The sequence below is a fragment of the Nocardia sp. FBN12 genome, from assembly GCF_054031145.1.
On record NZ_CM132926.1, the window covers coordinates 3,658,908 to 3,680,585 of the forward strand.

General features: G+C 65.7%; 18 protein-coding genes. 11 read left to right on the forward strand and 7 right to left on the reverse strand.

Features of this window, described 5'->3' with window-relative positions; translation table 11 throughout:
• Positions 1-2 precede the first annotated feature (2 nt).
• Complete coding sequence (locus ACWZHB_RS17600; protein WP_427909010.1) at positions 3-1,154, forward strand: acyl-CoA dehydrogenase family protein; 1,152 nt, start codon at positions 3-5, stop codon at positions 1,152-1,154.
• A gap of 85 nt (positions 1,155-1,239) precedes the next feature.
• Positions 1,240-2,433, forward strand: coding sequence for a TetR/AcrR family transcriptional regulator (locus ACWZHB_RS17605; protein WP_427909011.1), 1,194 nt, complete (start codon positions 1,240-1,242; stop codon positions 2,431-2,433).
• A 1,070-nt stretch (positions 2,434-3,503) separates the two neighbouring features.
• Here ACWZHB_RS17605 and ACWZHB_RS17610 read toward each other — a convergent pair.
• The 3 genes from ACWZHB_RS17610 to ACWZHB_RS17620 form a co-directional block, all read right to left on the reverse strand.
• Positions 3,504-4,340, reverse strand: coding sequence for a mycofactocin-coupled SDR family oxidoreductase (locus tag ACWZHB_RS17610; RefSeq protein ID WP_427909012.1), 837 nt, complete (start codon positions 4,338-4,340; stop codon positions 3,504-3,506).
• 55 nt (positions 4,341-4,395) lie between these two features.
• Positions 4,396-5,457: an alcohol dehydrogenase catalytic domain-containing protein gene (locus ACWZHB_RS17615; RefSeq protein WP_427909013.1), complete on the reverse strand. Its 1,062-nt coding sequence runs from the start codon at positions 5,455-5,457 to the stop codon at positions 4,396-4,398.
• Between the two features lie 103 nt (positions 5,458-5,560).
• The gene (locus tag ACWZHB_RS17620; RefSeq protein WP_427909014.1) at positions 5,561-6,508 is read right to left on the reverse strand and encodes a helix-turn-helix domain-containing protein; all 948 of its coding nucleotides are present in this window, start codon (positions 6,506-6,508) and stop codon (positions 5,561-5,563) included.
• Between the two features lie 292 nt (positions 6,509-6,800).
• Here ACWZHB_RS17620 and ACWZHB_RS17625 point away from each other — a divergent pair, with 292 nt between their 5' ends.
• From ACWZHB_RS17625 to ACWZHB_RS17665, 9 genes are all read left to right on the forward strand, one after another.
• Positions 6,801-7,691 carry a cyclase family protein gene (locus tag ACWZHB_RS17625; protein ID WP_427909015.1) on the forward strand — a complete coding sequence of 297 codons (891 nt, stop codon included), beginning with the start codon at positions 6,801-6,803 and terminating at the stop codon, positions 7,689-7,691.
• Positions 7,692-7,722: 31 nt separating this feature from the next.
• Complete coding sequence (locus ACWZHB_RS17630; protein ID WP_427909016.1) at positions 7,723-8,190, forward strand: VOC family protein; 468 nt, start codon at positions 7,723-7,725, stop codon at positions 8,188-8,190.
• Between the two features lie 25 nt (positions 8,191-8,215).
• Positions 8,216-10,060: a flavin-containing monooxygenase gene (locus ACWZHB_RS17635; RefSeq protein ID WP_427909017.1), complete on the forward strand. Its 1,845-nt coding sequence runs from the start codon at positions 8,216-8,218 to the stop codon at positions 10,058-10,060.
• Positions 10,061-10,145: 85 nt separating this feature from the next.
• Entirely contained in the window at positions 10,146-10,940 is a 795-nt protein-coding gene (locus tag ACWZHB_RS17640) for a hypothetical protein (RefSeq protein ID WP_427909018.1), read from the forward strand.
• 7 nt (positions 10,941-10,947) lie between these two features.
• Positions 10,948-11,880 (forward strand): NAD-dependent epimerase/dehydratase family protein, encoded by a 933-nt coding sequence (locus ACWZHB_RS17645; RefSeq protein WP_427909019.1) that lies wholly within the window; start codon positions 10,948-10,950, stop codon positions 11,878-11,880.
• Positions 11,881-11,928: 48 nt separating this feature from the next.
• Entirely contained in the window at positions 11,929-12,801 is an 873-nt protein-coding gene (locus tag ACWZHB_RS17650) for an alpha/beta hydrolase fold domain-containing protein (protein WP_427909020.1), read from the forward strand.
• Between the two features lie 64 nt (positions 12,802-12,865).
• On the forward strand, positions 12,866-13,975 hold the full coding sequence (locus tag ACWZHB_RS17655; protein WP_427909021.1) for a Re/Si-specific NAD(P)(+) transhydrogenase subunit alpha: 1,110 nt from the start codon (positions 12,866-12,868) through the stop codon (positions 13,973-13,975).
• A gap of 73 nt (positions 13,976-14,048) precedes the next feature.
• The gene (locus tag ACWZHB_RS17660) at positions 14,049-14,381 is read left to right on the forward strand and encodes an NAD(P) transhydrogenase subunit alpha (RefSeq protein ID WP_427909022.1); all 333 of its coding nucleotides are present in this window, start codon (positions 14,049-14,051) and stop codon (positions 14,379-14,381) included.
• Positions 14,381-15,823, forward strand: coding sequence for an NAD(P)(+) transhydrogenase (Re/Si-specific) subunit beta (locus ACWZHB_RS17665; protein ID WP_427909023.1), 1,443 nt, complete (start codon positions 14,381-14,383; stop codon positions 15,821-15,823). The genes ACWZHB_RS17660 and ACWZHB_RS17665 overlap by 1 nt, the downstream gene beginning before the upstream one ends.
• Before the next feature lie 453 nt (positions 15,824-16,276).
• Here ACWZHB_RS17665 and ACWZHB_RS17670 read toward each other — a convergent pair whose 3' ends face one another.
• From ACWZHB_RS17670 to ACWZHB_RS17685, 4 genes are all read right to left on the reverse strand, one after another.
• Positions 16,277-17,197: a TIGR03619 family F420-dependent LLM class oxidoreductase gene (locus ACWZHB_RS17670; RefSeq protein ID WP_427909024.1), complete on the reverse strand. Its 921-nt coding sequence runs from the start codon at positions 17,195-17,197 to the stop codon at positions 16,277-16,279.
• Between the two features lie 154 nt (positions 17,198-17,351).
• Positions 17,352-19,250, reverse strand: a complete 1,899-nt coding sequence (locus tag ACWZHB_RS17675) for a flavin-containing monooxygenase (protein ID WP_427909025.1) — start codon at positions 19,248-19,250, stop codon at positions 17,352-17,354.
• 45 nt (positions 19,251-19,295) lie between these two features.
• A complete protein-coding gene (locus tag ACWZHB_RS17680) occupies positions 19,296-20,870 on the reverse strand; it encodes a class I adenylate-forming enzyme family protein (protein WP_427909026.1) in 1,575 nt (524 codons plus the stop codon).
• A complete protein-coding gene (locus tag ACWZHB_RS17685; RefSeq protein ID WP_427909027.1) occupies positions 20,867-21,676 on the reverse strand; it encodes an enoyl-CoA hydratase in 810 nt (269 codons plus the stop codon). The genes ACWZHB_RS17680 and ACWZHB_RS17685 overlap by 4 nt, the downstream gene beginning before the upstream one ends.
• Between the last annotated feature and the right edge of the window lie 2 nt (positions 21,677-21,678).

The window sequence follows — 21,678 nt, forward strand, 5'->3', positions numbered from 1 at the left end:
ACGTGACCACTCCTGTGTACCGATCCCCCTGGGCCGACGACGAAGTCCTCGCCCTGCACGATATGGCTACGAAGTTCTTCGAGGCCGAATTGCTGCCGCACGAGGAGCGCTTCGCGGCGCAGAAGCATGTCGATCGCCAATTCTGGAACCAGGCAGGCGAGCTCGGGCTGCTGTGCGCCTCGATACCTGAGGAATACGGTGGCGGAGGCGGCACCCTCGCTCACGATTTCGCGGTGTTCGATGCGCAATATCGACTGGGCGACACCAGCTTCGGCAATATGGTGCACAGCGGGTTGGTCGCGCACTACATCCTCGCCTACGGCAACGAGGAGCAGAAGCGGCGCTGGCTGCCCGGCATGGCCAGCGGCGCGATCGTCGGGGCCATCGCCATGACCGAGCCCGGTGCGGGATCGGACCTGAAGGCATTGCGCACCATGGCTGTTCGCCATCGCGACAGCTATGTCATCAATGGTTCGAAGACGTTCATCTCCAATGGCAAGCACGCCGACCTGGTGATTGTGGTGGCAAAGACCGACGCTGCGGCCGGGGCCAAGGGCATCTCGCTCATCGTGGTGGAGACCGCCGATGCCGACGGCTACCAGGTCGGCAGGCTGCTGGACAAGGTCGGCATGAAGGGCCAGGACACCGCCGAACTGTCCTTCACCGATGTTCGGGTACCGGTCGGCAACCGGTTGGGCGAGGAGAACGCGGGCTTCGGCTATCTGATGAAGCAGCTCGCCCACGAACGACTCGTCATCGCCGTCTGCGCGGCAGCGGCAACCGAAGCGGCCGTGGCCTGGACGGTGCAATACACCAAGGAGCGCAAGGCCTTCGGCGCGACCTTGTTCGATATGCAGAACACCCGCTTCGAACTCGCCCAGTGCGCCACCCTCGCGCGGGTCTGCCGGGTATTCGTCGACAACTGCATCGAACAGCACCTGCGCGGCGCCCTCGACGGTGCGACCGCGTCGATGGCCAAGGCGTACTCCACCGACATCCAGGGCCAGGTCGTCGACCGCTGTGTGCAGCTGTTCGGCGGCTACGGGTACATGCTCGAGTATCCGATTGCCCGCATGTACGCGGATGCGCGAGTTCAGCGCATCTACGCAGGCGCGAACGAAGTGATGAAAGAACTCATCGCACGTTCGTTGTAAGTCGGCCGCCCCATCGAGAGACAGATCCTCGGTGGGGCGTGCCAGGCGTACTGGCGGCGGATTCGACTAGGAGATACAGACAAACGTGACAGGCGGATGGCAAGCGCGCACACCCGCCGGTCCCGTACGCGGGGCCCGGCCGGCGAATCGACGTGCGCTGATCGTGCGGGCCGCGGCGGAGCTGTTCTACCGCAAGGGATATGCCGCCGCGGGGATGAGTGAGGTAGCCAAGGCGGTCGACATCGGCCCGTCCGCTCTGTATCGGCACTTTCGTGGCAAACAGGACCTGCTCGCAACGGTAGTCGGCGATGCCCTCCACACCGTCGACGCCGCACTGGCAGCAGCATCAGCCGGTGACGTCGGCGCACGACTGGCTTCAGTAGCGATCGAACACCGCGGTATCGGGGTGCTGTGGCGCCGGGAATTACGCCATCTGTCAACGGACAATCGCACCGAGCTACGGGCCATCACCGGCAGTATTGTCACCCGGCTCACCGCACTCGTCCGCGCCCGTCGGCCCGAGCTCGGAGCTGCCGAGTCCGACCTGCTGGCGCGGAGTGCGCTCGCGGTCGTCATCAGCGTCTCGTTCCACGGGCTTTCCCTGCGCGGAGCCGGGTTGCGGACTGAGCTCGGGGAGCTGGTCTCGGCCACCATCGACGCTCCGATCACACCGTCCGCTCCAACTGCGGATCACAGCAGATCCGCAGGGATTCGAAGGTGCAGTTCCCGACGCGAGACCATTCTCATCGAGGCGACAAAACTGTTCGCTCACAACGGTTTCGCGGGCGTGAGGATGGACGATATCGGGATGGCCGCCGGAATTTCCGGTACGAGTATCTACAACCACTTCCCAGCCAAGACCGACATCCTGATGGCGGCGATCTTCCGGGGCGACGAGCGGTTGAGGATTTGCTTGAATCGTGCGTTCGAGCAGGCGATCGATCCGCCCGACGGCCTGCGCCGACTGCTACGAGGCTACGGCGCGTTCGTTTTCGAGAATCCCGACCTGGTCCAGTTGATCATCTGCGAATCGGTGCACTTGGCGGCACCGGACCGGGAACGAGGACGGACCGCCCAGCACTCCTACCTCGCGGAATGGGTACACCTCGCCCGCCAAGTGCACCCGACTTGGGATCCGAGCAGAGCCCGGATCCGGATCCGGGCCGCTCAAAGCATAGTCAATGAGCTGGCGCTGACCCCGCGATGCCGACCGCATCCAGGAATCGAATCGGCTGCGGTGGCAATCGGCGAGGAGCTACTCGCGATTTCCGATACGTAGGCTGCAACACCTCGGTTGCTCTCTACCGCTCGAGACCTTCGCTGACCCGCATGAGTAGCTCGACCTGCGGCGCCTCGCCGACCTGCAAGCCGCAATACGTGCAGAATCGCGATCAAGCCCGAACACCGAAACGGTATTGCACGGCCATCAGTTCCAGTAATGGACAATTTGATATCGCCTTTCATCGAGTCCCCTCCTGGCAGTCGCCCTCGATGACCGACCAGACGAGCGGATGCTGATTCCTATGGTGGGCGGTAGTTTTCGATGATTGAAGGGCGTAGGTGAATAGCTTTGATTCACGCCTCCACTGAAACTCGGAGTTAGGGTGAACCCATGGGGTCATCGACCACGATGCAGTTTTGCCCTCGGTGCCAGCGACCGGCGGCCGCAGTCAGTCCGCGGTCGCTGTGTGCCGAGTGTGCACGCGCCGAGTACGCCACGCGGGTCGACGAAGCGCAGTAGGGGGCTGGCGAGCTTCGAGATGCGTTGGGCAGCAGGAGCATCGGGTCGGTACTGGCCGCCTACCGGCACCACTCCGCGCACGTGCACCGGCCGTTGCCCCAGACCGAGTTGGCGCGGTGGTTGGGCATTTCGCAAGCGCGGCTGTGTCGATTGGAAAACCACCGCGCCCAGGTCGACGACGATGCACTCGCGAACATCGCCCACATAATCGCCATCCCGGACGAGCTTGTCTGGTTCGATGCCCGGCCCGGGCGCACCGGCCCATCAGCAGCAAACCCTGCCGATCCCGTGATCTGCCGGCACATAACTCACCATCCGGGCCGGAAACCGCGCCGCCACTGCGGCGGATATTGGCGCCATATTGATGAACCCGCACGGTCGTCGAATCGAACGAGACCACCGAATCGAGTTGCCGGTCGCTTCCGTCAACGCGGTCAATGCGACCAGCACCGATCCCAGGTGCCGTCGGTGAAATAGCGGCGGTGGCGTTTCCAGAGCGCCTGTCAAGTCCGAATCAAGTGAAATCTCGAGCCGTGTCGTCGCCACGCCGCGGATTCGACAACAACGCCTACCAGGTGATTACCCACCGGCGAAGCGGGTCGAATACCTCAAGCGGTGACCCGGGCGGCGGCACCGGCGTCGACCGGCATCACGGTTCCGGTGATATGAGCGCTCGCCTCGGCCGCCAGGAACAGGACGGCGCGGGTCACCTCCACAGGTTCGAGGAACGGCACCGGCTGGGCGTGGAGGCTCATGAGGACCGGTTCGACGTCTTCGCGCGTCGGCGCATCGAGATCAGGACGCACCATCCGATAGAGGGCGTCGTTATGCACCATCGGAGTCGAAATATTGCCCGGAGCAACGACATTCGCGGTGACACCCCGACCTGCCAGCTCGAGCGCCACGCTCTTCGTCATCCCGATGACGCCCCATTTCGAAGCGCAGTAGGCGGCTTGGCCGGGGGCCGCACCGCGCCCGAGCATGGAGCTGATCGTCACGATCCGGCCGTACCCGCGTTCGGCCATTCCCGCCGCGACCGCGGCGATCGTGTTGAAGACACCGGTCAGATTGGTCCCGATGACCTCGTCCCACTGGCCGCCGGGCACTTCGTGGATGGGGGCGCCTGCCGCGACGCCGGCGTTGGCGACGGCGATGTCGATCCTGCCGAACTCCGATTCGGCGCGGGCGACCAGCGCGTCCATGGCGGCACGATCAGCGGTGTCGGCGCGGACTGCGAGGCAACGGCGCCCGGTCGCCTCGACCAGTTTCGCGGTCTCGGCGAGTTCGGCTTCGGTGCCGAGCGGGTAGGCGACCGCCGCGCTGTCCTCGCAGCGGTCGCAGATCACCAGGTCGGCGCCGCGCTCGGCCAGTGCGACGGCGTGCGAGCGCCCCTGTCCCCGGGCCGCACCGGTGACGAGTGCCACCCGGTCCGTGAAGTCGTCCATGTTTTTCTCCTTACGAGGTATCCAGTGTCTGCTGCGGAAATGAAGCAGGTTCGGCTTATCGGTCGTCGAGAACGACCACGGCACGCCCGCGCAGGCCGCCGGCTTCGAGATCGCGATATGCCTGTCCGACCTGGTCGAAGGTGTACGTCTCCACGTCGTTGCGAATCGCGCCGGCCTCGGCCAGCCGGATCACGTCGTGCGCGTCCGAAATGGTCGATCCCTGGAACGTGAAGATCTCGCCGTCCTTGGGCAGTGCATCGAACCACGCCGCGTCGAGCTTTCCGCCTGCCGCACCGATCAGTGCGAACGCGCCACCGGCGCGGGTGGCGGCGATCCCCGCCGCGATGGTGGAATCGGTGCCGACGAAGTCGAGGACTGCGTCCGCTCCCAGCCCTCCAGCGCTCATCGCCCTGATCGTCTCGGCAGTGCTCGCCCCGATCTGCGCGATCGCGTTGTGCGCGCCGAGTTCCATCGCGACCGCTCGTCGAGTGGCGTCGGTGTCGATGACCACGACCTGCGCGGTGGTGAGGTGTCTCAGATATTGGAGCGCGAACGAGCCGAGCCCGCCTGCCCCGATCACCACCACGACGCCACCGGGGGTGATGCGCGGCACCACTCGGCGAACACCGTGGAACGCGGTCGCTCCGGCATCGGTGAGCGTTCCCGCCGTTCGCGGATCGAGGCCGGACAGCCTGATAAGACCCCGCGGACTGGACACCCGGACGAACTCGGCCAACCCGCCGTCACGTCCGTATCCGCGACCGGCCAATCCTTTCGGGCAGCAATTGTCCTGTCCCCGAATGCAATACGAGCACTCGCCACACGATGACGGGGAGACCACCGCGACCGGGTCGCCCTCGGCACAGCTGGTCACACCGGCGCCCAGCGCCGCTACCCACCCCGCAGTTTCGTGGCCGAGCGTGAACGGCACCTGCCAGCCCAGCGACTCGCACACCTCCCTGGGCATCTGCATCATGCCCAGATCCGAATGGCACAACCCGCACCCCGCAACCCGCACCACGACCTCACCCGGCCCCGGCTCGGGGATGGGGACGTCGACGACCTCGGGAGGTCGGCCCCACTCGAGGATTCGGTATGCCTGCATGGTTCCAGCCACGTGCTTCCCTTCTCAAGATCTGCCGACCACAAGTGGTCGAAATATCGACCGTTACGGTCTAAATATGGGATTCTTCTGAGGTTACAATCCGTTCACTCAGCGGTCAACGGCCGGTTTCCTGCCGAGCGAAGGGATTACGCCCCCCGACGTCGGCGGTCACCGCAGCCGCCACCGCCTTCAATGCGGATGCGCGCTTCGCGATCTCGAGGTTCGAGATCGCGCCGCCGACATAGACGGACAGCACCATCGACTGCCGGCCGTCCGAGTCGAATACCGGGGCGGCAAGGAGGCTGACCTCGTGCGTCTCCGCGGAATCACCGAGCGCCCCCCGAACGAACATCGGCTCGCCGACGCCCGACACCAGCTCGGAGACCAGCTCCCGCAGCTCCGGCGACATGTCGTGCGCGGCAACCCCGGCCATGAGCCGGTGCAACCGCCGCACCGTCGGCGTGAGGCTCTCGATCAGGTAGCCGGACTCCCGGCACTCCGCGGCCATTCGGTGGACGTGCTCGACATCCAATCCCGCCGACAGCACCGGCTCGCGGCGCAGCCAACTGTTCAGCTCCTCGTCCGGCTCCCAGAGCACGAACATCAGCCCGACCGGCGGCGCGAACGGATACACCTGACCCACGGAGGCCGGCGGGGAAACGCCGGGCGGCGTGACCATCTCGAGCACCATGACCTCGTCGCGGACCACGGCCGCCGCGGTGCAGATGGCGCCGAACTGCTCACTGAGCCCGTCGAGGCGGTCGCGGACCAGCGAGCCGAGCGCGAAGTCGCGTTGAGCCGCCCGGCCCGCGGCCACCAGCGCGGGGCCGAGCCCGTAGGACTTCGTCCGGGAGTCGCGGATGAGATACCCGCTTGCGGTCAACTCCGTGACGATGCCCAGGCAGGTCGGCTTCGTGATCCGGCAACGCCGCGCCAACTCCGAGAGACCGAAGCGTTCCCCCTGGTGGCGCACCAGAAAATCGAGGACCTGAACCACGCGCGCAGTCGGGGGCGAAGCTACCTCGCGCTCCACCGATCCCACCGCCTCCCGGGAATCAACCATTGACCATTCCTTCCACAGTCGCCTACAGTGACGCCCATCACCTTACCGCATCGGTCCATATTTCGACCAATGCGCAGGAGTGCACGGCCGGCTCGCTTCCGGGCAGTTCAGCTGAGTCTCTCTGATTGTTGACGCACCCGTAGCCAATGGCTACAGTGAGTCCAGTCACAAATCGAATGGGTCGTGGCATCACTTGCGATTTCGTTCGCACTCGGTCATCGGCACCTTCAGAGCCGTCCGGCAGCCACCCCGAACCTCGCTGGCGAGGACATCACGTTTTTAGGAGTCACTGTTGAGCACACGTAAGTCGAACTGGGGCCGCTGGGGCGAGTCGGATGAGTTGGGGGCGCTCAATCTCCTCACGCCGGAGCGAGTGCTCGCAGCCCTGCGCCTGCCGAAGACCGGCAAGACCTACAGCCTCAGCATTCCGATCCAGCGGTCGGGCGTGCCGAACCTCGACTATCGCGGTACTCCGCAGCGGCTGACCATGATCAATCAGGAGGACGAGGCGATGGCCCGCGCCAACGGCGGCGCTCCCGGTGTCGGCGCCAACGAGGATCAGCTCATCATGCCGTCGCACACCTCGACGCATATGGACGCGCTGTGCCACGTGTACGCCGACAACAAGATCTACAACGGGTACCCGGCCGATCAGGTCACGCCATACTCGGGCGCGGCCAAGTGCAGCATCGACAAGGTCGGCGGCGTCGTCGGGCGCGGCGTCCTCATCGACGTCGCCGCGTCGAAGGGAGTCGCCCTCCTTGCCCCGGGCTACGTCATCACCGCGGCCGATCTGCAGAACGCGCTGGACGATCAGGGCGTCGAACTGCAGACAGGTGACCTGGTGGTGATCCGCACGGGGTGGCTCGAGGACTACCTCGCCGACCAGGGCGCGATGATGCCGCAGCCGGGCATCGGCCTCGAAGCGGCCGCCTTCCTCGCCGCAAAAGACGTGGCGTTGGTCGGCTCGGACAACACGGCCATCGAGCCGATCCCGTTCGACCAGAACGTGTATCTCGGCGGACACATCATCCTGCTCGTCGAGAACGGCATCCACCTTGTCGAGAACATGAACCTGGCAGAGCTGGCGGCCGACAAGTGCTACGAATTCCTGCTCACCATCGGCGCACTGAAGATCACCGGCGCCACAGCGAGCCCTGTCACTCCCGTCGCCATCGGTTGACCGTACCCATTTCACACGACAAGGACTCCGGATGAACGAGAACGCCGAAGCGGCCGCGCACGAGTACCGCACCTCCCACGTCGGGCTGTGCGTCTCCGATCTCGCGAAAAGCATTCGCTTCTACTGTGACGGACTGGGTTTCGTCAAAATCATGGAATACGACATCGACGAGCAAATTCCCGAAGTCGATGCGCCGTGCAGCCTCACCTCGACCTTCCTGGAGAAGGACGGTCTGCGCGTCGAGTTGCTCACCTACCGTCAGCCCGGCGTGATCGGTACCCCGCCCACCCGGCGCAACCATCTGGGAATGACCCACCTGTCGTTCTTCGCCGAAGACATCGACGGCGCGGCGAATGCGCTGTGCGAGTACGGCGGAGTGCTGGTGCCCGACACCCGCGCAGGTGCCGACGACCCGACCGCACCGCAGTTCGTGTTCGTGGCCGACCCCGACGGCAACCGCATCGAGCTCATGCACATCCCTGCCGGCACCCCGTGGTGATCGAGCAACAAGCAAAAGGACAGTTATGACCGCCCCAGAAAAGACTGCACGCGATCCGCACCTCTGGGTACCGCAGCGCAAGGTGGAAGACCTGGAATGGTTCCGGGAGAAGTACGCGGCCGAACGCGACAAGCGTCTGCCGAACACCGGCGCCGACACCTTCCAGGCGATCGATTTCGACGGCAAGTTCGCCGCGTTCGATATCGATCCGCACGCTGACGGCCCGCGCACCCTGCCCCCCGTTCAGGAAGACGTCGACGTGCTGATCATCGGCGCGGGCTTCATGGGGATGAGCGCGGGCATCGAGCTCGACAAGCTCGGAGTCTCGGACTACAGGATCCTCGACGTCGCCTCCGACTTCGGCGGCACCTGGTACTGGAACCGATACCCGGGCGTACGGTGCGACGTCGAGGCGTATGTCTACCTCCCCTACCTGGAGGCGACCGGCTACATGCCGACCGAACGCTACGTGCGCGGCAGCGAGATCTTCGAGTACTGCAAATCGCTCGCCAAGCAGTTCGACCTCTACGACAGAGCCCTGTTCCAGACGCGTGTCACCGGTATGGAGTGGGACGATGACGCAGCTCGCTGGACCGTCAGCACCGACGCAGGCGACACCTTCCGCGCCCGTTTCGTGTCGACGCAGAGCGGTCAGTTCAGCCGCCCGCAGCTGCCCGGAATTCCGGGAATCGAGAAGTTCGCCGGCGCCAGCTTCCACACCAGCCGCTGGGATTACGACTACACCGGTGGCGACATCACGGGTGGTCTGGACAAGCTGCACGACAAGCGCGTCGCGGTGATCGGTACCGGTGCCACCGGCGTGCAAGCCATCCCGCAGCTCGCCGAATACGCTGAGTCGGTCGTCGTTTTCCAGCGCACGCCGTCGCAGATCGCCCCGCGCGAGAACGCGCCGACCGACGTCGACTGGTTCAAGAATCTGCCCGAGGGCTGGCACGCCACGCGCCGCGCGACCTTCGACAAGTGCGCGATGGACCGCGCCACGATCGACTGCGAGGTCGACGACGGCTGGATCAAGTTCGCGAAGTTCCAGATGAACGCGATCTACGAGGCCGGCGGCGCGGAGCCGACGCCCGAGCAGTACATGAACGCGATGGAGCGTTCGGACTACGAGTGGAACGAGATGCTGCGCGATCGCGTCGACTCCATCGTGAACGACTCGGCCAAGGCCGCGAAGCTCAAGACGTACTACCGCACCATGTGCAAGCGGCCGGGCTTCAGCGACGATTTCCTGCCGGTGTTCAACAAGGATTCGGTCGACATCGTCGACACTTCCGAGACCCCGATCGACCGGATCACCGAGACCAGCATCATCGTCGGCGACCACGAGTACGAGGTCGACCTCATCGTCTACGCGACCGGGTTCCAGCAGGGACGTACCTGGACCGACAAAGCGGGCTACGACGTTCTCGGCCGCGACGGGAATCGGCTGTCGAAGAAGTTCGCCGACGGTGTCAGCACCTACCACGGCTTCCTCAGCGAGGAATTCCCGAACCTGTTCTTCTTGGGCTTCATCCAGTCGACCCAGGTCTCGAATATCGCCAACCTGATCGATCACCAGTCCGTCCACATGAGCTACATGATCAACAAGGCCATCAGTGAGGGCATGCGCGCAATCGAGCCGACCCCCGAGGCCGAGGCCGGCTGGAACGAGACCATCGACACGATGGCCGAGCTGCGCCGCGACTGGAACATGACCTGTACCCCGGGGCAGTACAACAACGAGGGCCGCATCGACGACAAGCGCAGCAACCTCGTTGGTGGTCTGTACGGACCCGGGTACGAGTACTTCGATCTGCTCCACAAGTGGCGTGAGGACGACCAGTTCCACGGCATCGCGGTCACTCGCTGAGTGGTCGAGCAGATTTCCATGGACCGGCGGACGGCCTCATTCGTGGTCGTCCGTCGGCCTGCACAGATTGACCAAGGAGATAGAAATGGCATTGACTCCCGTCAAGCTCGGGTATTCGCTGTTCACCCTCGTGGATCCGGCGCGCGGTCACGAGGTGGACTACAACCGCTGGTACGAGCGCGACCACCGGTACTCCGGCTGCATGGTCGGCCCGGGCTGGTTCACCGGCAGTCGCTGGGTCGCCACGAAGGCGCTCAAGGACCTGCGCTTCCCGGAGACCGGGCCGGTCGCGACCAAGACCGAGAACGGCTCGTACCTGGCGACTTACTGGGTGCACGAGCCCGACGCGGAGATCGCCGACGCGTGGGCCCAGAAGCAGGTCGGCGAGCTGTACGCGGCCGGCCGCGGCTTCGCCGAGCGGGAGCACGTGCACACAGCGCAGTACCTGCCCGACTCGACGGTCTCCGCCCAAGATCACGGCGTGCCGCTGGAGCTGGCGCACGACCATCACTACGGCGGCCTGGTCACCGTGATGATCGAGCCGGCCGAGGGCGTCGATCGCGCAGCCGCCCTCGAGGCCATCGACAATGGCCCGGCCGAGAAGCTGGTCGGCAAGGGCGCCGTTGACCTGATCAGCAGCTGGCGGATGAAGCCCTGGCCCTCCGACCACAGTGTCCCGATGAAGATGGGCAACGACGGCGGAACCTCGGACCGCATCCTGCAGATGCTGTTCCTCGAGGAGAGCCCGGTCGACTGCTGGCAGCAGATCATCGACTACGCGGCCGACATCGCGGCGTCGGGCGCCGGCACCGTGACCTTCGCGTCGCCGTTCATCCCGACCGTGGTCGGAACTGACAAGTACACCGACGAGTTGTGGTGACTGCGCGATGCTGAACGGCGAGAAGATCCTGGTCACCGGCGTCGCCGGCCAGATCGCCTTCCCTATCGCGCGCATGCTCGCGGCCGAGAACGAGGTGTGGGGGCTGGCACGATTCAGTCGAGCCGACGACCGGCAGCGGGTGTGCGACGCGGGGATCACCCCGGTCGCCTGCGACCTCGGTGACGGCGACTTCGCGGGTGTCCCGAGCGACTTCACGTACGTCGTGCATCTGGCGGCGAGTCTGGCACCGGGATGGGACTACGACGCTGCGATCCGCGCCAATGCGGAGGGCACCGGACTGCTCCTCCAGCACTGCCGGTCGGCGAAGGGCGCACTCGTGATGTCGACCCACTCGGTCTATCGGCCGCAGGACGATCCGAGGTACGTGTTCACCGAGGAGTCGCCGCTCGGGGAGTGCAACAGCACCCACACACCGACCTACTCGATGTCGAAGATCAGCCAGGAGGCCACCGCACGGCTCGCCGCGCGCGCCTTCGGCGTCCCGGTCACGATCGCGCGGATGAACGCCTCGTACGGGCCGGGCGGCGGACTGCCCGCCATGCACATCGACGCCCTCGCCGAAGGTCGGCCGATCACCACCCGCTGGGACCCGTGCATGTACAGCCCGATCTATGAAGACGACATCACCGTGCAGGTCGGCGCGTTGCTCGACGCAGCGTCCACACCGGCGACCATCGTCAACTGGGGTGGTGACGAAGCGGTCAGCGTCCAGGAGTGGGCGGCATACGCCGGCGAGCTGATGGGCGTCGACGCGACCGTCGACGTGGCCCCGATCGAGGGGACGCTGCGCGGGTCGATCGCGGACACGAGTCGGCGCGCATCCATCACCGGACCGTGCACGGTGGGTTGGCGCGAAGGCATCCGCCGGACAGTTGCACTCCGCCATCCGGACATGCTCGTCGAGACCGCGCACTCGTGAACATCGTCTCGTAGAACACATTCTTGTAGAACACATTCGGGAGAAGACATGCCGACGAGACTGCACGAGTCGCTGCCCGCCGAGCGGGCCGGTGCACCGGCCAGCCCAGAGCTACTCGAACGCCGTGCGAAGTTCGCCGCGACCGAGATCAACCCCGCACTGGGAGTCACGGCGGGCGATGCGGACTTCGCCGGCGTACCGTGCCGGACCGTCCGCGTTGGAGACCGGGCCACCGTCCTCTACCTGCACGGGGGCGGATACCGGATGGGTAATCCGGAGGCTTACCACGCATATGCCGCGGGGCTGGCGGCGGGCGCCGAGGCGGCGGTCATCGTACCGCGGTATCGGCTCGCGCCGGAGAACCCGTTCCCCGCCGGACTGCGCGATGCCCTCGCGGTCTACGAGGATCTCGCGACCGCGACGGACGGGCCGATCGTCATCGCCGGCGATTCAGCGGGCGCCGGTCTCGCCGCCGCGGTTGTCGTCGCTGTGGACACCAGCGACGTTCGCACTCCTGACGGGCTGATGCTGTTGTCGCCGTGGCTCGACCTGCACTGCTCGTCGCCGTTCTATGAGACCGCGACCGATGCCTTCTTCCCGCTGGCGACCGCGGAGTCGGCGCGGGACGACTATTTGCAGGGCGCCACCGCGGACGACCCGTTGGTCTCACCGTTGCTCGCCGACCACACCGGCTTCCCGCCCACCTTGATCCAGGTCGGCGGCACCGAGGCACTGGTCGGCGACGCTCTCGACCTGACTCGGGCGCTCGCGACCGCGAATGTCACCTGCACGCTGGAAGTGATTGCGGATCAAGGGCACACGTGGCCGCTGATCTACCCCGATCACGCCGTCTCCATCGCTTCCATCGAGTCGTGTGTCCGGTTCGTCCGGTCGATCGAAGCCGACAAAGTTTTCGAATAGGCCTGGTGCGGAGGCGGAGGTTTCTGCCCAGCACCAGGCACTCCATGTAGAAAGGCAGAACAGGTTGAGCACTAGTCCACATCAGTCGACCTGTCGTGTCGGCGTCGTTCGGGAGACGAACGACGCTGAACGACGGGTCGCGCTGGTTCCCAAGATGGTCGCGTCGTTGATCGGCAAGGGCGTCGACGTGATCGTCGAGACTGGTGCCGGGCTCGGTTCCCGCATCCCGGACGAGTCGTACAAGGAAGCCGGCGCGGCGATCGGTGACGCGTGGTCCGCCGACGTTGTCGTCAAGGTCGCCCCGCCCAGCGATGCCGAGGTGGCCAAGCTGTCCTCCGGGCAGACCATGATCGGTTTCCTGGCGCCGCGCAATGCCGAGAATCAGATCGGCGCGCTGAAGTCGGCCGGTGTGCAGGCTTTCGCCGTCGAGGCGATTCCGCGTATCTCGCGCGCGCAGGTGATGGACGCGCTGTCCTCGCAGGCGAACGTGGCCGGTTATAAGGCCGTGCTGCTCGCCGCGTCGGAGTCGACCCGGTTCTTCCCGATGCTCACCACCGCCGCGGGCACCGTGAAGCCGGCCACCGTGCTGGTGCTCGGTGTCGGTGTCGCCGGTCTGCAGGCCCTCGCCACGGCCAAGCGCCTCGGTGGGCGGACCACCGGTTACGACGTGCGTCCCGAGGTCGCCGATCAGGTGCGCTCGGTCGGTGCGCAGTGGCTCGACCTGGGTATCGACGCCGCCGGTGAGGGTGGGTACGCCCGCGAACTCACCGACGAGGAGAAAGCCCAGCAGCAGAAGGCCCTCGAAGACGCCATCAAGGGCTTCGACGTCGTGATCACCACCGCGCTCGTGCCGGGTCGCCCCGCACCGCGCCTGGTCACCGCCGCCGCGGTCGAGGGCATGAAGCCCGGCAGCGTGATCGTCGACATGGCCGGTGAGACCGGCGGCAACTGCGAGCTCACCGAACCGGGTCAGACCGTCGTCGCGCACGGCGTGACGATCTGCTCCCCGCTGAACCTCCCGGCCACCATGCCGGAGCACTCGAGCGAGCTGTACTCCAAGAACCTGTACGCCCTCATCGAGTTGATGCTCGACGAAAGCGGCGCGCTCGCACCGGACTTCGACGATGAGGTGCTCGCCGCCGCGTGCGTCACCCGACAGCCGGTGGTGGTGTGATGTCGCACGGAACCGAGATTCCCGAGTTCTCGCAGCTCAACGCCTCCGATCCGACTACTGCCGAGGTTGCCTGATGTACACCGAACTGTTGGCCAACATCGCGATCCTGGTCCTGGCCGGATTCGTGGGCTTCGCCGTCATCTCCAAGGTGCCCAACACCCTGCACACGCCGCTGATGTCGGGCACCAACGCCATCCACGGCATCGTCGTGCTCGGCGCGCTGGTGGTGCTCGGCCACCTGCCCGGCGACGCGCCGTGGAGCGTCGAGATCATCCTGTTCGTCGCGCTGGTGTTCGGCACCCTGAACGTCGTCGGCGGCTTCGTCGTCACCGACCGCATGCTGTCGATGTTCAAATCCAAGAAGGGCGCTCAGAAGGCGGCCGAGAAGAAGGGGGCTGACGCCTGATGGGCTATCTCGTCTCGATCCTGTACATCGTCGCATTCGCGATGTTCATCTACGGCCTGTCCGGCCTGACCGGCCCGAGGACCGCGGTCCGTGGCAACTACATCGCCGCTGTCGGCATGCTGATCGCGATCGTCGCCGTCCTGATCGACATCCGCGACACCGACAACTGGGCCCTCATCGCAGGCGGTCTGCTGGTCGGTGTGGTCCTCGGCGTCCCGCCTGCGCTGAAGACGAAGATGACGGCGATGCCGCAGCTCGTCGCGCTGTTCAACGGCGTGGGCGGCGGCACCGTCGCGCTCATCGCGTGGGCCGAGTTCCTCGACTCCGACGGTTTCACGACCCTTGCCGACGTGCCGACCGCGCCCGTCGTCGTCGGCTCGCTGTTCGCCGCGATCGTCGGCTCGGTCTCGTTCTGGGGATCGCTGGTCGCGTTCTCGAAGCTCCAGGAGCTGCTGAACAAGAACCTCGAGCGCAAGTTCGTCTCCGGTGCCAAGGCGTTCCAGCTCGCGAACATCGCCCTGGCGGTCCTCGCGATCGTCATCGCGGTGTACATCGGTGTCAAGGCGGATCCCGCCAACGACCCGACCTCGTCGCTGTGGATCATCGGGCTGCTCGTCGTGGCGGGGCTGATGGGTCTGTTCGTCGTGCTACCGATCGGTGGCGCCGACATGCCCGTCGTCATCTCGCTGCTCAACGCGCTCACCGGTCTGTCCGCCGCGGCCGCGGGCCTGGCGCTGAACAACCAGGCGATGATCGTCGCGGGCATGATCGTCGGCGCGTCGGGCACCATCCTGACCAATCTGATGGCCAAAGCCATGAACCGGTCCATCCCCGCGATCGTCTTCGGCTCCTTCGGCTCCTTCGGTGCCGGTGACTCCGGTGACGGCGGTCCCGGCGGAGACGCGGGCGGCACAGTCAAGGCGGCCTCCGCCTCGGACACGGCGATCCAGATGGCGTACGCCAACCAGGTCATCGTTGTCCCCGGCTACGGTCTCGCCGTCGCTCAGGCGCAGCACGCGGTCAAGGAGATGGCATCGCTGCTCGAGGCGAGGGGCGTCGAGGTCAAGTACGCGATCCACCCGGTGGCCGGCCGGATGCCCGGGCACATGAATGTGCTGCTCGCCGAGGCGGATGTCGAGTACGACGCCATGAAGGAGATGGATGACATCAACGGTGAGTTCTCCCGCACCGACGTCGCCATCGTCATCGGCGCCAACGACGTGACCAACCCCGCCGCGCGCAACGATCCCAGCAGCCCGATCCACGGCATGCCGATCCTCAACGTCGACGAGGCCCGCTCCGTCATCGTCCTCAAACGGTCGATGTCCTCGGGCTACGCCGGCATCGACAACCCCCTGTTCTTCGCGGACACCACCTCGATGTTGTTCGGTGACGCCAAGAAGATGGTCTCCGAGGTCACCGCGGAGCTCAAGGCCCTCTAGCCGGACTTTGTTCGGTCGGATAGCTGTGATGGCACAGTGGGCAGGTGCCGATCCAGATGGCGAGTGCGCGTTGGATGTCGCGGACGATGCCGTCGACGGTCGGCCCTGCCCACCGGCGTTCTGGGTCCGCCAGCGACGTTTCGCGAGGCAGACGAGATCATCGATCGTGGTGTCGGCGGGCAGTGTGGACCAGCCAGTGGTCGGTGGGTTCGGTTGTGCTGGTGGGCCATTCGGCCAGCTGCCACATCTGATCGACCGATCGGTCGGAGGCGCGAGGCACCCTGGGCCCGGCGGGGCGGAACGGCGGTGATCATTCAGATCGGCTCGTGCGAACGCTCGGTGCCAGGGTCTTTCGAGGTGTAATGCGATGACGCGCACGGTCATGCCGCCGACGTAGTGGAAGACGATCGTCTCGTCGAAGCCGCCGACCGGTCGGCGCAATCGTCTCGGGCGTCAGCTCGGCCAGGTTCCGATGATCAGTTCCCCGAAGCCGCAGAGGTAGTCCGACACCGCGTCTACCGACCGGGCGTCGGCGTGCACACACAGATGTGTAACGCCGATCTCGCTGAGCTCATCGGCGTGCTCGGCGAACCGTCGCACTGAGCGGGGATCTGCAATATCGACCGGCGGCGCCGCCACCTGAATCGAGATCTGCGCCGGGTCGCGTTCGACGCGAAGCAGTTCGGTCCGCAGACGCCCCACCGCGCGACGCAGATCGTCGAGATCCTCGATCGACGTCGTCCGAATGGACGATGCCATCTGCGCGGGTCCGATGACCGGACACCAGCCCTGACCTGAGACCACCACCCGCCGGATCGCCGCACGGCTGTTGCCGCCGATCCACAGCGGCGGATGAGGCTTCTGCACGGGAGCGTGCAGCCGCATCTCACCGGTTCCGCCGAACCCCTCCCCCACTACCGGTGCCGTGGGCGAGAGCCAGATGCGGCGCAAGGCGTCGATGCCCTCGTCGAGCAGCTTGGCGCGGTCGTCGAAGTTCACGCCCAGCGCGGCGAACTCCGACCGCAGGTATCCCGCCCCGACACCCACGACGAGACGGCCGTCCGAGAGGATGTCCAGCGTGGTCAACGCTTTGGCGGCGAGATATGGGTTGCGGAACGGCAGCACGTACAGGTTGGTCATCAGGGTCAGCGACGTGGTGGCCGCCGCCGCGTACGCCAGCGCGACCGCCGGTTCGAGGCTATCGTGCCCGCCGGCAGCGAACCACTTGGCGGACGGTGCCGGATGGTCGGCCAGACACAGCGTTTCGAAGCCATGATCCTGCGCCTCGCGACTGATGCGGGCGAGTACGACGCCCTCCAGGAATCGGGCATCCGCTTGGGCGACATCGCCTGGATACTCCAGCGTGAACTTCACGTCGGTCGTCCTTCGTCTATCGAATCGGAGGGCGGGTCTGCACCCCTGTCACCGCGTGAGCGGAGCGAGCCGAACGCTGGACCGTTGATGCTGATCTCAGATCCAGCACCGGCACTGACCGTTTCGGCTCGCTCCGCTCATCGGAGAGGACGTATTAGTGTGCGTGTGTGAACTCGAAGTGCGACTCATCGGGGCTCGCGCACAATTCGTAGAACTTCTCGCCGCTCCACGGTGCGTTCATCTGCAGCCGACCGAACTCGTTGACATAGTAGTTCTTCCCTGTCGCGGTGCTCGGCGACAGGTAGATGAGCTTCTTGGCTTCCTCGTGCAGCTGGTCGTTGTAGTCGTCGAACGCGTCCTGGCGAATGACCATCGACGAACGACCGTTTTCGAGCATGCCGGCGATGCCTTCGGCGATGTAGCGGGTCCAGATCTCGAACCACGTGGGCAGTCCCGATCCGCTTGCCACCGGCTGCGAGTTGGGGCCGTAGAGCATGAACATGTTCGGGAATCCCGGAACGGTCATGCCTAGATGCGCCTGCGCGCCCTGGACGGTCCAGACATCCTCCAGAGTCACACCGCCGATGCCGAAGTACTGCGTCGGCCAGATGTACTTCTCCGTCTGGAAGCCGACCGCGGCGATGACCAGGTCCGCGTCGCGGGCTTCGCCGTCGGCAGTGACGATCGCGGTGTCGGTCATCCGGTCGATCGGAGTCGTGACGAGCTCGACGTTGTTCCTGGTCAACGAGGCATACCAGTTGTTGTCGACCACCGGACGCCGAGTCATCGGCGGGTAGTCCGGGACGAGCTGTTCGATGAGGTCGTGTCGACCGTCGACCTGGCTGGAGATGTAGCCGACCAAGATCTCGCGCAGCATGTCGTTGCGCTCGCTGACGTCGCCGCCCTTCGCGATCCACTCCGCATCCGGCATGAGCGCGTTCCGCAGATCGATCGTGCTCAGTCCGGCGACGTACTTGTTCCAGTTCCAGTAGAAGGGCATCTCCTGAATCAGCCACTGGAGCTCGTCGGCGATCGGCATACCGTAGTTGGCGCGCGGCGAGATCCACTGCGGCGTGCGCTGATACACCACCACCGACTCCGCCTTTTCGGCCACCTTCGACAGGAGCTGGACTCCGGTCGATCCGTTGCCGATAATGGCGACCTTCTTTCCCGCGTACTCGACGTCGTCGCTCCACTCGGTGGTGTGCACGGTCTGTCCGGTGAATCCGGAGACGCCCTCCACCGGCAGGTCCCGCGGAGTCGCGAACACACCGCTGGCGGCGACCACCACATTCGCCTCGACGTCGGCGACGGAGTCCTCGCCGCACACGGTCAGAGTCCAGCGGTGTGTCGTTTCGTCGAAGCGGGCCGCCTGGACATCGGAGCCGAACTGAATGTTCTCGTAGACGCCGTACTTGTGTGCCACGTGATCGATGTAGGCACGGACATCCGACTGACGGGCGAAGTATTCGGTCCACGGATACTTCTTCTCGAACGCGTACTCGTAGGTAAAGCTCAGCGTGTCGACGCGGACGTCGGGGTAGGTGTTGATACTCCACACCCCGCCGACCTCGGCACGACGCTCGTACACCGTGAACGGGATGCCGAGCTGAGCCAGCTGCACACCCATGGCGACGCCGGCGAATCCCGCACCGACGATCGCGACGTGGTAACCCTCCGGGATCGCCTTCTCGCCGGTCCAGTGCGCCTGGAAGGGCATGTCGGCGAAGGCCGGGATGTGGTGGCGCATGATCAGGTCGTCGGGCCCCAACTTGCGGGCTTCGGCCATCTGGAGCAGTTCGACGATCTCGTCACGTGACGGGATCGGCAGCTCGGCCTCGTCGGGTTCGGTGAGCAAGTATTCGACGGCTTTCGCCCGGATGAGCGCGATATCGTCGGCAGAGAACTCGACGGTGTCCGCGACCGGGCCGAAGACGCGTTGGGGGGTGATCGCGGCGATGTCCGCGTCACGGGTCGCCTGATACAGCGCCATCCGCAACGCGTTCGTATCGGCGCACTCGACGGCGCGCTCTATGTAGCTACGTCCTGGCATCGAAACTTCCAATTCTCGAATCTAACGGCGGAATTCGGGCACGTGTCACTCAGCGGCAGCACCGGACCCAACCCGCTGGTCGATGACGGACTGCCGAAGGTTCTGCTTGCGGATCTTCATCGTCGGCGTCTTCGGCATCTCCGAGACGATCACGACTTCTTCGGGAAACTTCGCCGGCGAGATACCGGCATTGCGGCAATAGGCCCGGATCTCGTCGACGTCGACGTCGGCCGCGCCGTCGCGCAGCTGAAGCACTGCACAGATGCGCTCGCCCGACCGGTCGTCGGGCAAACCGATGACGGCGACGTCGGCGACCGCGGAGTGCTTCGCCAGCACCTCTTCGATCTCGACTGGACTGATCGACTCGCCCTTGCGGATGATCAGGTCCTTCTCCCGGCCGACCAGGACCAGGTGCCCATCCGCCTCGAGCTTTCCGGTGTCACCGGTGAACATCCAGCCGTCGGCGTCGAAGGGGCGCACGATCTCGCCGTCGGCGCGGTAGTGCTTGAACAGCATCGGGCCGCGCAGCCATACTCGGCCGACCTCGCCGGACGACAGCACATCGTCTTCCTCGGAGCGGATCTGCACCTCGCATCCCAGGACGGGACGTCCCGAGGTAGTGGCCAGCTGTTCGACACTGTCGCTCATCCGCGCCGAGGTGATCATCGGGCACTCGGTCATGCCGTAGGCGTGCAGAATCGGAATGCCGACCTCGGCGCGCACGTCCCGGAACAGCTTCTCCGGCATCGGCGCTCCGCCGCCGGTCACCATGCGCAGAGTCGGAACCACGGGGGTGCTCGGATTCTTCCGCTGTTCCCCGAGCAGAAGGGCGTAATGCGGGGTAGATCCGCCGGTGATGGTCACCCCCGTCCGGCGCATCAGCTCCACGGCGGCGACCGGCTCGTAGATCTCCATGACCACCAGCGACATGCCGCTGGTGAGCGATGCGATCAGCAGGTCGGGGCCGGCGATGTGGGCGTACGGGGACAGGATGGTTCCGACGTCGTCGGCGGTGGCGCCGATCGCATCCGCGAGCGCGATGCCGCCGGCGATGAGCGTGCCGTCGGTGTGGCAGACGCCCTTGGGTGCCGAGGTTGTGCCGGAGGTGGTGTAGATCCAGCGCACCTCGTCGAGGCCGAGCGGCGCGGCGGGAAGCGTGGCCGGGTCACCGTCGGGCAGCTCATCGGAGACGATCAGCAGTTCGAGGCGTTCACCGCTCGCCGCACGCAGATCATCGGCCATCGCCTCATGGTCGAACCCGCGGAACTCGGGCAGGGTGATCAGCCATTCCGATGCGCACTGCTCGGTCATGGCCTTGACCTCGCGTGCCCGGTAGAGCGGAATGATGGGATTCTGGGTCACGCCGAGACGCGACAGCGCCAGGCTGAGCACGATGGTTTCGATTCGGGTGGGCAGCTGCCAGCTCACCGTGGAACCGGGCTCGATGCCGCGAGTCAGCAGCCCTGCCGCGGCACGTTCAGCAGCGGAGACGACCTCAGTGAAGGTCAGACGCCGGTCGAACTCGTCGATGACGGCGACGGCGTCGCCGGTGGCGTTGGCGCGCAACGCCAGCAGATCCCACAGGGACCTCGCGTCGTTCGGCGCGATATCCGAGTTCACGAGTTCTCCGCCTTCCTACTTGCCTCCGACGGAAGCGGGCCTGGTGTCAAGAGTGGGTAACCGGTGCGAAGCAGCGCGTTCGCGTGTCCGTGCCAGTGGATGTCGAATGCCGACTGCATCGCAGCATGCTGGCCCATGACGTCGAGGGTCTGGTTGACGGCGCGCTTGGCCGTGGCCAGTCCCCACGCGTCCATCTCCGAGATCTCGTGCGCCAGTTCCATCGTCCGCGCTTCGAGCTCGCCGAGCGGGACCACCCGGTTCACCATGCCGGCGTCGAATGCCTCTGCCGCGGTGAACTTTCGGGCCGTGAACAGCATCTCCTTGGCCCGTCGGGCACCGAGCTCCCACGTATGCGCGTGGTACTCGACGCCGCCGACACCGAACTTCACGACCGGGTCGCTGAAGTAGGCGTTGTCGGCCGCGATGATCAGGTCACAGGGCCAGATCACGTTGAGCGCACCGGCCACGCAGGCGCCCTGGACCGCCGCGATCGATGGCTTCGGTACGTCGCGCCACTTGCGGGAGAAGCCGAGGTAGTACTCGTTCTCCCACCCGTAGGCGCTCTCCAGGGTTGTCCTCCCCTCTCTGAAGTAGCCCGGAGCTGGAGTCTCGAGGTCGTGGCCCGACGAGAAGTGGTCGCCGTTGGCGCGCACGACGATCACCTTGACTGCGTCGTCGGCGGCGGCCTGCTGCCAGCGGGCGTCGAGGTCGCGCAGCAGGGACTCGTCCTGAGCGTTGCGCTTGTCCGGACGGTTGAGGATGATCACGGCGACGGCGCCGTCCACCTCGTAGTCGATGTAGCTCATCG

Coding starts and splice junctions, on each gene's coding strand:
- ACWZHB_RS17635 (WP_427909017.1), top strand. CDS start 8,216: ATGACCGCCCCAGAAAAGACTGCACGCGATCCGCACCTCTGGGTACCG.
- ACWZHB_RS17640 (WP_427909018.1), top strand. CDS start 10,146: ATGGCATTGACTCCCGTCAAGCTCGGGTATTCGCTGTTCACCCTCGTG.
- ACWZHB_RS17610 (WP_427909012.1), bottom strand. CDS start 4,340: ATGGACGACTTCACGGACCGGGTGGCACTCGTCACCGGTGCGGCCCGG.
- ACWZHB_RS17675 (WP_427909025.1), bottom strand. CDS start 19,250: ATGCCAGGACGTAGCTACATAGAGCGCGCCGTCGAGTGCGCCGATACG.
- ACWZHB_RS17665 (WP_427909023.1), top strand. CDS start 14,381: ATGGGCTATCTCGTCTCGATCCTGTACATCGTCGCATTCGCGATGTTC.
- ACWZHB_RS17645 (WP_427909019.1), top strand. CDS start 10,948: ATGCTGAACGGCGAGAAGATCCTGGTCACCGGCGTCGCCGGCCAGATC.
- ACWZHB_RS17685 (WP_427909027.1), bottom strand. CDS start 21,676: ATGAGCTACATCGACTACGAGGTGGACGGCGCCGTCGCCGTGATCATC.
- ACWZHB_RS17620 (WP_427909014.1), bottom strand. CDS start 6,508: ATGGTTGATTCCCGGGAGGCGGTGGGATCGGTGGAGCGCGAGGTAGCT.
- ACWZHB_RS17630 (WP_427909016.1), top strand. CDS start 7,723: ATGAACGAGAACGCCGAAGCGGCCGCGCACGAGTACCGCACCTCCCAC.
- ACWZHB_RS17660 (WP_427909022.1), top strand. CDS start 14,049: ATGTACACCGAACTGTTGGCCAACATCGCGATCCTGGTCCTGGCCGGA.
- ACWZHB_RS17650 (WP_427909020.1), top strand. CDS start 11,929: ATGCCGACGAGACTGCACGAGTCGCTGCCCGCCGAGCGGGCCGGTGCA.